The sequence below is a fragment of the Leisingera sp. S2M4 genome (assembly GCF_055398055.1).
The window spans coordinates 18,550-33,721 of sequence record NZ_AP040864.1; the positions used below are offsets into that span (position 1 = coordinate 18,550).

Sequence of the window (15,172 nt, forward strand, 5' to 3'; positions counted from 1 at the left end):
CCGCAGAAAAGCGGCCGGAACCCGGGATTAGTTTGCCCCTGTATTGGGATTGCAACATGCAGCCGGGCGCGCGTTTCGCGCCGCCGCGGGCAGGCGCCGCGGAGGACCACAGGCGAGGGCCAGGGGAGCCCCCCTGGCAGGGCGCGGATCAGTCCCGGTTGTAGACATCCTCATAGCGGACGATGTCGTCTTCTCCGAGGTAGGCACCGGTCTGCACCTCGATCAGATACATCGGCACCTTGCCGGTGTTCTCCATCCGGTGGATTTCCCCCAGCGGCACATAGACCGACTGGTTTTCCGACAGGAGCTTCACGCTGTCGCCGACGGTCACCTGGGCGGTGCCGGCCACGACGATCCAATGTTCCGAGCGGTGGACATGGCTTTGCAGGCTCAGGATGCCGCCCGGTTTGACCATGATCCGCTTCACCTGGAAGCGCTCTCCCAGGCACAGGGTCTCGTACCAGCCCCAGGGCCGATAGAACCGCGGGTAGTCCTCTGCCTGCGGCACCGCGTCCGCCTTCAGGGCGTCGACGGTTTTCTTGACATCCTGGGCATGGTCCAGGCTGGCCACCAGGACCGCATCCCGCATCGCGACCGCCACCGTGTTCTTCAGGCCCAGGCCGACCAGCCGGATATTCTCCTCCTCGCTGCGCAGCAGCACGTTCTCGCAGTCGATCGCCGTCACCGGCCCCATCTGCGACAGCTGCTCCGGCCCCTCCGCCGAGACCGCATGCAGGGAATCCCAGCTGCCAAGGTCCGACCAGTCCGAGGCCAGCGGCACCGCCACGATGCTCTCCGCCTTGCCCAGAATGGCATAATCGAACGAGATCGCCTCGATCTTCTCATAGGGGTCGGCCGCCAGCCGGAAGAAGCCCAGATCCTCTTCCCCCTGCGCTACAGCCGCCTCGCACAGCGCCAGCATATGCGGCGCATGCTGCCGGTAGGCCTGCAGAATATCACGCACCCGGAACATGAACATTCCGGCGTTCCACAAGACGTTGTCCTGCTCCAGCAGCCCGGCGGCGGTCTCCCGGTCCGGCTTTTCCACGAACCCGGACACCGCAACCATCTGGCCGACGGCGGCCGGCCCGGCCAGCTTCAGATAGCCAAAGCCCGTCTCCGGGCGATCCGGTTCGACCCCGAAGGTGACCAGCGCCCCCTCCTGGGCCGCCTGCGCCGCCAGCGCAACCGAGGTGCGGAACCCCTCCGTGTCACGGATCATGTGATCCGAGGGGGCCACCAGCATCAGCGCCTCGGGCTGAGCCTGCAGCGTCAGCGCCGCGGTCAGCACCGCCGGGGCAGTGTTGCGCATTGCCGGCTCCAGCAGGATGCGGGCGTCCAGCAGCCCCAGCGCCGCCGCCTGTTCTTCCACCAGGAAGCGGAAATCGTCGTTGGTGACCAGGATCGGCGCGCCGAACTCCGGCCCGCCAAGACGGGCCAGCGCCTTCTGGAACAGGCTCTGTTTACCGGCCAGCGCGGCAAACTGCTTCGGAAAGGCGCGTCGGGAACTGGGCCAAAGCCGGGTGCCCGAACCGCCGCAAAGAACAACAGGATAAATCATCAACCGCCCCCCAAAATACAGTGATCAGCTATCTTGAAACGCGCCATGGTCAATCTTTTAGCTGCACGGGCAGGCAACCGCGCCGCCTGATCCCCTGACGGCGCGGTGACACTCACGAGGTTGACGGCCCAAGCCCTGCTGTGCTGCCCTACACCGGAGCCGCTGCATCCAGCGGGCAAGGGAGAGCCGTTGAACGTGTGGGCGTCCTTAGTGCAGAAGTTCGGTGCATGGACCGGGCAGGGCGTGACCTTTGCGGATCCCGCGCCCGAGACGCCGCTGTGCGTGATCGGGGATGTGCATGGTTGCCTGCCACTCCTGCACCACATGCTGCAACAGGTGCCACGGGAACACCGGATCATTCTGGCCGGGGATTACATCGACCGCGGCGAGCAGAGCGCCGAGGTGCTGCGCTGCCTGAGCGCGCGCCCGGATCTAACCTGCCTGATGGGCAACCACGAGGACATGCTGTTGCGCTTTCTGCAGGATCCTGTCGGCGAAGGCGGACTCTGGATCCGCAATGGCGGGCTGCAGACGCTGGCCTCTTTCGGCATCCGCGGCGCCCGGGCCCAGATGAGCGCAGAAGACCTGCGCGCCTGCCGCGACCGGCTGCAGGAGGCGATGGGCGAGACGCTGATCGCCTGGGTGGCACAGCTGCCGACCTCGGTGCTGTCGGGCAATGTGCTGGTGGTCCACGCCGGCGCGGATCCACGCGTTGCCCCGGATGCGCAAGCCGAGGAGACGCTGCTGTGGGGGCACCCGGATTTCTGTCGCCTCGCGCGGCGCGACGGCCTCTGGGTGGTGCATGGCCACACCATCGTTCGCGCGGCCCGTGCCCAGCAGGGCCGCATCGCGGTGGATACCGGGGCCTATGCCACCGGGATCCTCTCCGCGGTCTGCCTCGACGGCGGCGCTCCGCGGTTCCTCACCGCAAGCTGACCAGCAGCAGAACAACGGGCCCGGGCCAGCCGGGCTTGCTCTGGCACGGCCGACTGCAGAGAACAGCTCATCGCACAGAGTTAGATTTACATAATATTGATTACACCGCGTATGTTTGCACAGACGCACATGCGGCCCCACACAAGGAACAACCGGGCAAATTGCCCCTGACGGTTCACCACGGACGCCGTGCCCCCTTGCAGATCCCCGGCCGCAGCGGGCGCAGACCTTTCAGAACAGGAAGTCATCCGCATCCAGCCGCGCCGGGTCCAGGTCCGGCAGGAAGATCGTTCCCGAGCCGGTTTCAATCCGCGTGCCGCCATCTTCGGCCTGCAGCGCCAGATCCTGCCAGCCACCGGCCGCCGTCGCGCGCAGGTCCAGCAGATCGCTGCCCGGCGTGAAATCGGCAACCCTGTCCGCGCCATGGCGCGGGCCGAAGACAAACACGTCTTCGCCGCCCCCGCCCCGCAGCCAGTCGCCGCCCTTGCCCCCCTCCAGCCGGTCGTTGCCCTGCCCGCCTTGCAACCGATCCCGGCCGCCCTGCCCCTGCAGGCGATCCTGGCCGCCGCCGCCCAGCACCGTGTCCCGGCCGCTGCCGCCCTTCAGCACGTCTCGCGCGCCGCCGCCTTTCAGGAGATCCCGGTCCTCGCCGCCCGCCAGCCGGTCCCGGCCCCCGCCGCCCGTCAACGTGTCGGACCCGCTGCCGCCCTCCAGCGTGTCGCGCCCGGCGCCTCCGGCCAGGTGGTCACGCCCCGCCAGCCCCCAGATGCCGTCACGCCCCTCGGTCCCCACGATCCGGTCGCTGCCTGCACTGCCGTGGAAACTGCCGCCCGGCCGGGTCTCGCCAGAGGCCAGCCGTTGCGGAAAGTCAAAGCGCAGCGCCGCGCCGAACACATCCTCCAGCTCCAGCCGCCCGCCCCCGGCCTGCGCCACCGCGATGCGGATGCCGCCCAGCTCCAGGTCAATCCCGTAGCTGCGCCCCCGGCTCGCAAGCTGGCCGGGCCCATACAGCCCCTCGAACAGCGACAAATCCAGCCGGTCTTCGCCGGGGGTGAAATCGCGCAGCGTGACCGCACCCGTCCCCGGGCCGACGACAAAGACATCCGCCCCGGCGCCCCCCACCAGGGTGCCGCCCCCGGCCCCCGCCACCAGCACGTCATCACCGGCATGGCCGTAGAGATCCACCCGCGCCGCGCCGCCTTCCAGCACGTCATGGCCGCTGCCCCCCTCCAGCCGGTCCTGTGCGGCCGCCGCCTGGCGCAGCACCCCCAGGTCCTGCAGCGGCAGGGTGAACTGGCTGATGCCCGCCATGGTGGCGGAACTGGCAAAGACCTGCACCTGCGCGCCCAGCACCACCGCCTCCAGCGCGGTCACGTTCTGCAGCCCCAGCCCCGGCTGATGCTCGAGGCTGCGCAGGTGGATCAGCGCGCCACCCGGCGTCAGGGTCAGCAGGCTGAGGCCGCCGTCATTGCCCGCCGCCAGCACCAGGAGATGGCCCTGCACCTCCACCACCTCCAGCGCCGAGAGGCCGCCAAAGCGGGTCATCGCGCTGTCCTGCAGCTGCGCCTCCAGTGTCAGTCCACCATCGGCCCCGACCCGAAACAGGCACAGGCTGCCGCTGCCCGCCGCCCCCAGCAAAGCCCAGGCGCTGCCGCCGGCGGCAAAGCCTTCCAGCACGCTGACGCCGCCCACCGACAGGCCCTGCTCGGCCCCAAGCGTGCCACCCGCGCGCAGCCCGCCGTCTGCCTCCACCACGAAGCCATGCACCCCCTGGCCATCCGCCGCCAGCAGCACCGCGCCGCCCCCCGGCAGCGCGACCGGTGCCAGCAGCGCCGCGGGCTCCAGCCGATAGGCCTGCTCGCCGCCGCCCAGGGGCAGCGCATCACCGAAGCCGCCCGCCGCCTCCAGCCGCCAGCCCCGCAGCTGCCCGCTGCCGCTCTCCACCGCGTAGACCACCGGCTGGCCATCCGCCAGCGTCAGCCCCGCCACCGCGCCAAGCGCCTTGCCCGCGGCAGCGTCCGCCGGGGGCAGGCGGTCCTGGCTGCCGGGCGCGCCCGCGGCATCCAGCCGGTAGACGGTCAGCTCCGGCTGCGCCTGCAGCAGCCGCAGTTCCCCCTCCACCTCGGCCAGTTGAAAATCCCCGGTGCGCAGGGTCGCCTGGTCATGCAGCTGCCGCCCCGCCAGCTGCGGCAGGCTGCCATCCCCCGCCAGCTGCCAGCGGCTGAGCCCGCCATTTATCCCGTTCATTGCGAACAGCACCGCCGTCCCCCCCTGCACCGCGATTTCCAGATCCCGCAGATCCGGGCCAAAGATCTCGTCCCCGGCCCCGAAACGCCCGCCGAAATCCAGCTCTGCCACCAATGTCATGCCCTGCGCTCCCCATGCCGCCACCGACGGTCAGCCTGGCTGCGCCGCCGGGCAGAAGACGGGAAGCAAAACAGGCAAAATCAGGGAGATTGTTTACGACTTGACGACAATTGCGCGAACAAGGCGCGAACAAAGAGGGTGTTGCGCGGGCGGCGTACGCTGCCTTAGCAGCGTCTTGACCTCGCTGTGACAGGCTGGCGCGCAATCCGGACCCCAGCCACAGGAGCCACAGATGAGCGACCAGCCCTCGGCCCAGACCTCCGCCGTTCTTGCCCTGCCCTATCTGATGCCGTCCCAGGCACAGAAACACGTGACCCACAACGAGGCGCTGCAGATACTGGATGCGCTGGTGCAGCTGCGGGTGCAGGCGATCGGCGCCGAGACACCGCCCGCCAGCCCCGCAGAGGGCGAGGCCTATGCGCTGGGGGCCGCCCCGGCCGCGGCCTGGGCAGGCCGGGCGCAGCAGATCGCCGTCTGGCAGGGCGAGGGCTGGCTGTTCCTGGCGCCGCGCCCCGGCTGGCGCGCCTGGGACCTGGCCGCGGGCGAGCTGCGGATCTGGGACGGCAGCGCCTGGCAGCTGCCGCCGGCGCAGACCCAGAACCTCGGCCCGGTCGGCATCGGCACCACCGCCGATGCCGCCAACCCCTTGTCGGTCTGCGGCCCGGCAACGCTGTTCACCCATGCAGGCGCCGGCCATCAGCTCAAGCTGAACAAGGCGGCGGCCTCCGACACCGCCTCGCTTCTGTTCCAGACCGGCTGGAGCGGCCGCGCCGAGATCGGACTGGCGGGCAATGAGGATGTCTCGGTGAAACTGTCCGCCGACGGCAGCAGCTGGACCACCGCGCTGGCCTTGCAGGCCAATGGCCGCGCCGGGCTCGGCACCGCCAGCCCCACCGCGCATCTGGAGATCCAGGGCGGCAGCGACGACTACCTGCTGGCGGGCAGCGGCAGCGCCGATTTCCGGCTGGGGTCGGATGGCAACGGCAGCTGCTCCGGCGCCTGGAGCGGCGGCGGCGCCGATTACGCCGAATGGTTCGAATGGGCCGACGGCAACCCGGCGGGCGAGGACCGCCGCGGCCTGTCGGTGGTGCTGGACGGCGCCAGGATCCGCCCCGCCCGCCCGGGCGAGCCGCCCCTTGGGGTGATCAGCGGCAACCCGGCAGTGATCGGGGATGGCGACATCGACGGCTGGAAACACCGCTGGCTGCGCGACGACTACGGCAGCCTGCTGCGCGATGCCGATGGCCAGCCACGGCCCAATCCCGCCCATGACCCTGACCGGCCTTACGTGCCGCGCAGCCAGCGCCCGGAATGGGCGCTGGTGGGGCTGCTGGGCAAGCTGCGCCTGCGCCGCGACCAGCCGACAGCGCCGGGCTGGCTCCGCATGCGCAGGATCTCGTCGCAGGTGGAGGAATGGCTGCTGCGCTGAAAGGAGCGCCGAGCGATCCTAGCCCTTTGCCCCCTGGCCGCGGGCATAGACATCCTCGTAGCGAATGATGTCATCCTCGCCCAGGTAGCTGCCGGTCTGCACCTCGATCAGCACCATCGGCACCTTGCCCGGGTTCTCCATGCGATGCACCGCCCCCAGCGGGATGTAGACGGACTGGTTCTCGGTCACCAGCTGCACCTTGTCATCCACGGTCACCTTGGCGGTGCCCTCCACCACGATCCAATGCTCCGAGCGGTGATGATGGCTCTGCAGGCTCAGCGCGGCGCCGGGATGCACATGGATGCGCTTGACCTGGAAACGGTCGCCGACCGCCAGGCTCTCGAACCAGCCCCAGGGCCGGTGATCCTTGGGGAACTCGGTCGCCTGGCGCGCGCCCTTGGCCTTCAGCGCCGCCACCGCCTGTTTCACGTCCTGGGCGCGGGAGGCATCCGCCACCAGCACCGCATCCGGCATCGCCACGGCGATCACGTCTTTGAGGCCGATGCCGACCACCTCGAGGTTTTCATCCTCCGAGCGCAACAGGCTGTCGGCGCAGTCGATCGCGGTCGCATTGCCGCTGGTGGCGACGCCATCCGCGTCCCGCTCGGTTTCGCGCCACACCGCGTCCCAGCCGCCCAGGTCCGACCAGCCGCCGTCAAAGGGCACCACGGAGAGGTTCTCCGCCTTTTCCATCACCGCGTAGTCGATGGAAATATCCGCCGCCCCCGCCCAGGCTTGCGGATCCAGCCGCAGGAAGCCGAGATCCGGCTGCCCCTGCGCCACCGCCTGGCCGACCGGCGCCATCAGCTCCGGCGCGTGCTGCCGGAAGGCGGCCAGAATGGCCTGCACCGAGAACAGGAAGATGCCCGCGTTCCACAGGTACTGCCCCGAGGCCAGCATCGCTTCGGCGCTGGCCTGGTCCGGCTTCTCGACAAAGCGGCGCAGCTGCAGCGGCCGGGGCGCGAAATCCTCCGGCGCTTCGGTCAGCTCAAGATAGCCATAGCCGGTCTCCGCCCGCTCCGGCCGGATGCCAAAGGTGACCAGCTGCCCCGCGCGCGCGGCCGCTTCGCCCGCCGCCACCGCGGCACGGAAGGCCGCGGCATCGGGCACCACGTGATCCGAGGGCGCCACCAGCATCATGCCGTCGGGATCGGTCTGCTCCAGCCACAGCGCCGCCGCCAGCACCGCAGGCGCCGTGTTGCGCCCCTCGGGCTCGATCAGCACCGCACCGGGATCCAGCCCTGCCCCGGCAAGCTGCTCGGTGACGATGAAGCGGAAGTCGGAGTTGGTCAGCACCAGGGGATTGGCAAACCCCGCCCCCGACAACCGCCGGGCCGACGCCTGAAACAGCGTCTCTTCGCCGGTGAGCGGCACGAACTGCTTGGGATAGCTCTTGCGCGACAAGGGCCACAACCGGGTACCGGAGCCGCCGCAAAGAAGGATGGGATGAATCATGAGCTGCCCCAATGCTCGCTTGAACCTGTATTGAGCCTCAGGTTCGCAACTCAGAGGTACGCGCGCAACCACTACATGCACGGCTGCGGCCAGTATGGCCGCAGCAAAGCCATACCGTTTACGCTAATCCGACCACGTCAATCAGCTTCAAGTTTTCCGGCAGCTTGTCTTTGAGGCCTTCAAAGGCCGAGTGCTTGACCAGGACGCAGGCAACATCCGCCGCCGTCAGGGCCTCATCCAGATCCAAAAGCTCAATCGAACCTTCTCCCAAGTTGCTTGGCAGCGCCTCGATATGCGGCTCCACCGCCAGCACTTGGCAGCCCAGCTTGCCCAGCTCCGCAGTAATCCCCAGCGCGGGACTTTCCCGCAAATCATCGATATCCGGCTTGAACGCCAACCCCAGACAAGCCACCTTGATGTCTTCCATCGACCGGGACGGCTCCGCCGCCAGGACATCCATCACCGCATCGCGCACTTTCTGCAGAACCCATTTCGGTTTGCCATCATTGCCATCGCGCGCGGCCCGGATCAGCTTCGCCTCTTCCGGGGCCGAAGCAACGATGAACCATGGGTCTACAGCGATGCAATGGCCGCCAACACCGGCGCCCGGCTGCAGGATATTGACGCGAGGATGGCGGTTGGCCAACGAAATCAGCTCCCAGACATCAATGCCGAACTTGTCGCAGATCACCGACAGCTCGTTGGCAAAGGCGATCTGCACATCGCGCGAGCTGTTCTCGGTCAGCTTGCACATCTCGGCAGTCTTCGCGTCGGTGACGATGCAATCGCCCTGCACCACCTTCTTGTACATGGCAATCGCCATTTCGCTGGCCCGTTCGGTCATGCCGCCGATGATGCGATCATTCTCCACCAGCTCGCGCACCACATGGCCAGGCAGCACCCGTTCAGGACAATGGGCCACCTGTACGTCGGCGTCATTGCCTGCGTCCTGCGGGAAGGTCAGATCCCGGCGCGCCTCGGCCAGCCAAGCCGCCATCTGCTCGGTGGCGCCAATCGGCGAGGTGCTTTCCAGCACCACCAGATCACCCGCCTTCAGCACCGGGGCAATCATGTTGGCCGCCGACTGGATGTAGCTCAGATCCGGCTCATAATCTTCTTTGAAGGGGGTCGGCACCGCGATCACAAAAGCCTCGGCCGGCTCGGCCTCAAGGGTGGCGCGCAGCTTGCCGGCGGTAACCGCCTTATGCACGATCCCGTCCAGCTCCGGCTCGACGATGTGGATTTTGCCGGCGTTGATCGTCTCCACCACCTTTGGAGAAACATCAACGCCAACAACCTCAACACCGCGGGCGGCGAAGAGGGCGGCGGTCGGCAGGCCAATATAGCCCAAGCCAATCATGGAAATACGGTCAAACATCTTGCCCTCGCTATCCGTTCTTTTTGATACTTTGCTCAATCCCGGGTCAGCGCAGCGGCAATCCGGTCGGAAGCCTGGCCGTCGCCATAGGGGTTCAGGGCGCGGGCCATCTCGTCGTAAGCTTGCGCATCATTCAACAGCCGCAGCGCTTCGCTGCGGATCTTCTCCGGGTTGGTTCCGACAAGGCGCACAGTGCCGGCCTCGACCGCCTCCGGACGTTCGGTAGTGTCGCGCATCACCAGCACCGGCTTGCCGAGGCTCGGAGCCTCCTCCTGCACACCACCTGAATCAGTGATCAGGAAGTGGGCCCGCTGCATCAGCCACACGAAGGGCAGGTAATCCTGCGGCTCGATCAGATGCACCGCCGAGGCATCGCCCAGAATGCGCTTCACCGGCTCCTGCACGTTGGGATTCAGATGCACCGGGTAGACGATCTGCACATCACTCTCTTCGCTGATGCCGCGCAGCGCCTCGCAAATATTCTCAAACCCTTGTCCAAAGTTTTCCCGCCGATGCCCCGTCACCAGGATCATCCGCTTGCCGTCCTCCAAGAAGGGAAACCGCGCCTGCATCTGCTGATTCAGCGCCGGATCTTGATCAAACTGGGCCACCACCTGCTGCAGCGCATCAATCACCGTATTGCCGGTAACAATGATGTTCTCGTCCGCCACGTTCTCAGCCAGAAGGCTCTGACGCGCGGTTTCGGTTGGAGCAAAATGCAGATCAGCCATCCGGCCCACCAGCATGCGATTCATCTCTTCCGGCCAAGGCGCATAGATGTTGCCAGTACGTAGCCCGGCTTCGACATGGCCCACACTCACCTGCGCATAAAAAGCCGCCATCGCCGCCGCCATCGTGGTCGTCGTGTCGCCGTGGACCAACAACCGATCGTATTGGTTTTCTTTCAGAACATCCCGCAACGCCAGGATGATCCGAGACGTGATGTCGGTCAGATCCTGCCCTGGCTTCATCACGTTCAGGTCAAACCGCGGCGTGATGTCAAAAAGCTGCAGGACCTGGTCCAGCATTTCCCGGTGCTGCGCGGTCACGCACACATCTACCTCAAGCCCTTCAGTGGACTGCAGCTTTTTCACGACCGGCGCCATCTTGATGGCTTCCGGTCGGGTGCCAAATACCATGAGAATTTTCAACTTCTGCCCCTCACTGAAACACGGTCGACTCGTGCGTCTATTATCAACTCAAAATTGAGTTGCAAGTTAGCATATGTCTGCGCCCACCTTGCGCAAAAACAGCCCAATCGGATTGCGAAGCAATAGCTCTGCCGCTAGTAGAAGGCCGACATTGCCGGCCCGATGCCGGACTGCAGGTGAGCAGGTACAAAGGAACAATTGGTATGACAAGGCAGTATTTCGGGACCGATGGCATTCGTGGCCGCGCCAACACAGGGGCAATGACGGCCCCCTTCATGGTTCGGCTCGCCGCCGCGGTCGGCCAGTACTTCAACGCCACCTCACAGACCCGCCGTGTGGTGATCGGCAAGGATACCCGGCGCTCCTGCTACATGCTGGAAAATGCCCTGACGGCCGGCTTCACCGCAGCAGGCATGGATGTCTTTGCTCTGGGACCTCTGCCGACTCCCGCCGTGGGACTACTGACCCGCTCGATGCGGGCCGACCTCGGAGTAATGATCTCAGCCAGCCACAATCCGCACCACGACAATGGCATCAAGTTCTTCGGCCCCGACGGGTTCAAGCTGTCGGATAGCGCCGAGAAGGAGATCGAAGCCATTCTGGAGGCGCAAACCGACGGTACGGAAGCCGACCATATCGGTCAGGTCACCCGACTGAATGATTCCGCCGCGCGCTACGTGGAATATGCCAAGACAACCCTTTCCGGCGGCACCCGGCTCGACGGGCTGAAGATCGTGATCGACTGCGCCAACGGTGCCGCCTACAAGGCCGCCCCGGAAGTGCTCTGGGAGCTCGGCGCCGAAGTCATCCCGATTGGCGTCACTCCGAATGGCTACAACATCAACGAAGGCTGCGGCTCCACCAGCCCCGCCCTCGCAGCCCGCACAGTGCTGGAAACCGGTGCCGACCTCGCCATCTGCCTGGACGGAGACGCGGACCGCATCATCATGCTCGACGAAACCGGCACCGTGGTAGACGGGGACCAGATCATGGCCCTGCTGGCCTCCAGCTGGGCCCGTCAGGGCCGTCTTAACCACAACACGCTGGTGGCCACGGTGATGTCGAACCTTGGCCTGGAAAACTACCTGGCCGAGCAAGGCGTCACCCTGCGCCGCACCGCCGTGGGCGACCGCTACGTGGTAGAGGAAATGCGCCGCGGCGGCTTCAACATGGGCGGCGAGCAATCCGGGCACATCGTGATCACCGACAATACAACGACCGGAGACGGGCTTCTGGCCGGGCTGCAAGTGCTGGCGCTGTTGAAGGAAAGCGGCGAGAAGGCCAGCCGCCTCACCCGTCAGTTCACCCCAGTACCGCAGCTGCTGCAGAACATCCGCTACACGCCCGGACAAGACCCACTGGCGCAAGCGGAGGTGCAGGAAGCCATTCGCCGCGGTGAGACCGAACTTAACGGCAGCGGCCGCCTGCTGATCCGCAAGTCCGGCACAGAACCGCTGATCCGGGTAATGGGCGAGAGCATGGATGAAGCCACACTGAAACGGGTTGTCGCCAATGTGGCGCAGAGCATGACACCATCATCAAGCTGAAACTGCATGAGTTTCCTGCCCCAGCCGCATTCCCCAATAAACGTAGAGAGCAACCATGGAATCCGCTGAACTGCCTTTGACAAATTTCACCGGCGGCCTCGTATCTGCTAGCCGCCACTTGCACCGCCTCTCAAAAGCCTCATCTGCATACGCCCTACTGCGTACCGCGATCGCCCGTAGCACATCCGTGTCAGAGCTTGAAAATTGCCTTTCCTTGGCCTGCAACCTGAAGAAATCTACGGAAATCGACCTCTGCATCGAAAGATTCGATGAACTGTTTCCAGCCGGGGCAGATCAGTCGGCTTATAAGCAAAATGCGCGGCAAGCGCGCTCAGATATCAACGTACAAAACCTCGATATGTCGACACCGTATCAGGATCTTATTGCTAGCCGGGGGTTCAAAAACACACAGCGGCTTCTTTATGCCGACATTGATCTAAATACAGTGGACGGGTCTGCGATATGGATGGCTTCAATGGCCCGAATTTTGGCACAGACGCAAAAAACTATCGTTGTCTCAAAAAACCCCATCCGCCGCGACGCGGTTACCGGTGATCTCCTCCGGCATCCCAACATCCTGTTTATAACGCCGGGTAATACGGCTTTTGGCAAACCCAATCTGCCGGTCTCTGACTGCGCTGCGCTGATCCGGGATCTTGATCATCTTCTACCAGAATTGTCAGCAGTCGTTGTGCGTGGCCTTGCCGCAACGCAAACACTACTATCTGATCGCCAGCTCTACAAGCGGGTCTATGCGTATTTGACCGATCTTTACGAGCACACCGGCGCAGGCATCCGGCCAAAACCGGACGCGGCAAGCGCAGTGGATGTCATCGCCCGACAGGCCGCCGCCTTTTTAGTTCAGACCCCCCAAATCGAGGCGCTGCTAAAAGACTCCACCGATGTTCCCTTCCGGTCCATCCCAGTGCCGCCCCCTGTGCCTGACAACTTTTTCGACTCAACCCATAGCCCCTTGTCTGACAAGACGATCCGCATTGGCTACGCCGGTAAAATCGCACCTCAATGGGGTATTCAACAACTCGCCAGTTGGGTAGAGCAACTGCGCATCGAAGGATGGGACATTGAAGTTACTATTGTGGGCGACAAGGTTTCTGGAGCGGGGACTGCAGAAGAAAACAAGAAGTTCAGGCACGAAACAGCAGCCCGTCTGAAACGCATCCAAGCGCGTCAGTTAGGAGCCCTGGAGCGCCAAGACGTTCTGAGAGAAATGCAACGCATGGATTTCGTCTGGTGCTGGCGCCCGGCTGATTTTGAAAACCACACCTTGGAACTGTCCAGTAAACTGGTGGAAAATGTTATCGCAGGCCTACCCTGCATTAGCTATCCCAGCCCTGTGAACACAGGCGTTCTGGAGCAGGACTATCCATTCTTCGCCAAAGATTTGGATGACTTCCGGGCCATACTAGCTGGAAAAACACCTGAGATCTCTCCAAAGCTGCGCCAAAAGCTGTACAGCCGACATGCGATTTCCGCACAAAGCGCTCAGATTGACAAAGCCCTGAAACGGCCAACGCCGTCTCAAAGCAGAAACATCATCTTGGCAGCGCACGATCCGAAGTTTTGCCACGCATATTTTTCTGAGTTGAAACAGCGAGGGTATTTGGTCAGCTATGACGGCTGGGAGTGGGGCGATGCCAAAAATGAGGCGCGCTCCCGTCAGCTGCTTAAAACCGCTGATGTTGTTTTCTGCGAGTGGGGGCTGGCAAATGCGGCCTGGTATTCCCGGCATGTGCGACCGGACCAAAACCTGGTCGTCCGGGTACATGCGCAGGAAGTCCGGGACCGGGCCCGTAAGTTCGGCCATCAAATCCAGCATGAAAACGTGAACTGTTTTGTGTTCGTTACCGAATGGGTCCGGCGAAAGGCCATTGAGCTATTCGGCTGGCCCGAGGAGAAAACTGTCGTCATTCCCAATTTCCTGCTCGATCAGGAATACCTGTTCATGCCGAAAAGGCCGACCGATAAAATTTCCCTCGGCATGGTCGGCATAATACCGATGACCAAACGCATTGACAGAGCGCTGGATCTCATACGTGCCTTGCATGAAGAAGGACATGAGGCAGAGTTGCACGTCAAAGGCCCGAAACCGCACGAACTTCCATTCATGCTGCATCCCAGCCGCGCGCAGGAAATGGAACGTTTCGCAGAAGAGTTCCGCCGAATCGAGCAAGATCCTGTGCTGCAGGGCAAAGTTCACTTCTATGGATGGGGCAATGACGTGGCGGCTTTCTACCGCAAGGTAGATCACATCCTGTCCCCTAGTGACTCCGAGAGCTTTCACTACGCATTGGCAGACGGAGTGCTGGCGGGCTGCCACCCAGTCATCTGGGACAGGGCAGACGCAGGCCGCCTGTTCTCCCCGGACTGGGTTGTGCAAGAAACCGCCGCCGCAGCTCAGGAGATCCTCAGATTCCGTGCACAAGATCCTGCCGCACGGCTACGCGAGCTAAAGGCGAACCGGTCACTGCTAGTAGACAGATACGGCAGCAGCGAAGTATATGCAAAACTTGACGCCGTTCTTCTAACGGAATGAGCCCACCGGCCGCCCTCCGTAATCCACTCAGTTCTCGACCCTACAGGCCTATGAATGAAAACAGGCGACTCAACCAAACCCTTCATGCCGGACGAAGAGATTGCCTATCTGACGGAGGTATACCGGGCGGCAAATGTCATTCTGGAATACGGGTCTGGCGGCACCACGCGGATTGCCGCCAGCCAGCCCGGAAAATTCACCATGAGCGTCGAAAGCGATCCCAATTGGGCGCTCACTCTGCAGCAGGAGATTGACGCCTCCAATCCTGCGTCCCCGGCGATCATATATCATACGGATATCGGGCCGGTCGGCCGGTGGGGCCGCCCCCTCAGTTCAGAAAGCTGGCGTCATTTTTTCCGCTACCCTCTGGATATCTGGGAGGAGCCGTTCTTCCGCCATCCGGATACAATCCTTATTGACGGACGGATGCGCAATGCCTGCATGGCGATGGTGCTGCTGCGATGCACCCAGCCGGTCACGGTCCTTTTTGATGACTATGGCGTCCGCCCGCTTTACCAGGAGATCGAACAGATTGTCCGCCCGTCAAACATGGTCGGCCGCTTGGCCCGGTTTGACATCGAGCCCGACATGACCACCAAAGAGCAGCTGTCTTTCCTGACAAAGCAATTCGCCGCCGGATCGCTTTATGACGGCCAAGGAGAAGCTTTCTATCAGAAGGCCCCCCCTCCCTGGTGACGCCGTTCAACCCCCTTCGACACTGAAAGCAGCTTGGCAAGCGCCCGGCTCCGTTGCCCTAATTGGCTGATGGCCGGGGTTCCCCTTTCCCCGGACAG

The 15,172-nt window shown here is 64.1% G+C and carries 10 protein-coding genes; 5 read left to right on the forward strand and 5 right to left on the reverse strand.

Annotated elements, in window-relative coordinates; all coding sequences use genetic code 11:
• Window positions 1-148 precede the first annotated feature (148 nt).
• Complete coding sequence (locus ACZ52D_RS20100; protein ID WP_464443806.1) at window positions 149-1,561, reverse strand: mannose-1-phosphate guanylyltransferase/mannose-6-phosphate isomerase; 1,413 nt, start codon at window positions 1,559-1,561, stop codon at window positions 149-151.
• Between the two features lie 189 nt (window positions 1,562-1,750).
• Here ACZ52D_RS20100 and ACZ52D_RS20105 point away from each other — a divergent pair, with 189 nt between their 5' ends.
• The gene (locus ACZ52D_RS20105; RefSeq protein ID WP_464443807.1) at window positions 1,751-2,497 is read left to right on the forward strand and encodes a metallophosphoesterase family protein; all 747 of its coding nucleotides are present in this window, start codon (window positions 1,751-1,753) and stop codon (window positions 2,495-2,497) included.
• Between the two features lie 231 nt (window positions 2,498-2,728).
• Here the strand turns inward: ACZ52D_RS20105 and ACZ52D_RS20110 are convergent, their stop codons facing one another.
• Window positions 2,729-4,864 carry a calcium-binding protein gene (locus tag ACZ52D_RS20110; RefSeq protein WP_464443808.1) on the reverse strand — a complete coding sequence of 712 codons (2,136 nt, stop codon included), beginning with the start codon at window positions 4,862-4,864 and terminating at the stop codon, window positions 2,729-2,731.
• Window positions 4,865-5,096: 232 nt separating this feature from the next.
• Between ACZ52D_RS20110 and ACZ52D_RS20115 the strand changes: the two genes are divergently transcribed.
• Window positions 5,097-6,293, forward strand: coding sequence for a DUF2793 domain-containing protein (locus tag ACZ52D_RS20115; RefSeq protein WP_464443809.1), 1,197 nt, complete (start codon window positions 5,097-5,099; stop codon window positions 6,291-6,293).
• A gap of 18 nt (window positions 6,294-6,311) precedes the next feature.
• Here the strand turns inward: ACZ52D_RS20115 and ACZ52D_RS20120 are convergent, their stop codons facing one another.
• The 3 genes from ACZ52D_RS20120 to wecB form a co-directional block, all read right to left on the reverse strand.
• Window positions 6,312-7,748 carry a mannose-1-phosphate guanylyltransferase/mannose-6-phosphate isomerase gene (locus tag ACZ52D_RS20120; RefSeq protein ID WP_464443810.1) on the reverse strand — a complete coding sequence of 479 codons (1,437 nt, stop codon included), beginning with the start codon at window positions 7,746-7,748 and terminating at the stop codon, window positions 6,312-6,314.
• A gap of 118 nt (window positions 7,749-7,866) precedes the next feature.
• Complete coding sequence (gene wecC / locus ACZ52D_RS20125) at window positions 7,867-9,126, reverse strand: UDP-N-acetyl-D-mannosamine dehydrogenase (protein WP_464443811.1); 1,260 nt, start codon at window positions 9,124-9,126, stop codon at window positions 7,867-7,869.
• A gap of 35 nt (window positions 9,127-9,161) precedes the next feature.
• A complete protein-coding gene (gene wecB, locus ACZ52D_RS20130) occupies window positions 9,162-10,265 on the reverse strand; it encodes a non-hydrolyzing UDP-N-acetylglucosamine 2-epimerase (RefSeq protein WP_464443812.1) in 1,104 nt (367 codons plus the stop codon).
• 215 nt (window positions 10,266-10,480) lie between these two features.
• Here wecB and glmM point away from each other — a divergent pair, with 215 nt between their 5' ends.
• The 3 genes from glmM to ACZ52D_RS20145 all read left to right on the forward strand — a co-directional run bounded on the left by glmM (window position 10,481) and on the right by ACZ52D_RS20145 (window position 15,074).
• Window positions 10,481-11,824 (forward strand): phosphoglucosamine mutase, encoded by a 1,344-nt coding sequence (glmM, locus tag ACZ52D_RS20135; RefSeq protein ID WP_464443813.1) that lies wholly within the window; start codon window positions 10,481-10,483, stop codon window positions 11,822-11,824.
• A 55-nt stretch (window positions 11,825-11,879) separates the two neighbouring features.
• Window positions 11,880-14,378 carry a glycosyltransferase gene (locus ACZ52D_RS20140; RefSeq protein ID WP_464443814.1) on the forward strand — a complete coding sequence of 833 codons (2,499 nt, stop codon included), beginning with the start codon at window positions 11,880-11,882 and terminating at the stop codon, window positions 14,376-14,378.
• An 84-nt stretch (window positions 14,379-14,462) separates the two neighbouring features.
• The gene (locus ACZ52D_RS20145; RefSeq protein WP_464443815.1) at window positions 14,463-15,074 is read left to right on the forward strand and encodes a hypothetical protein; all 612 of its coding nucleotides are present in this window, start codon (window positions 14,463-14,465) and stop codon (window positions 15,072-15,074) included.
• Window positions 15,075-15,172: the final 98 nt, after the last annotated feature.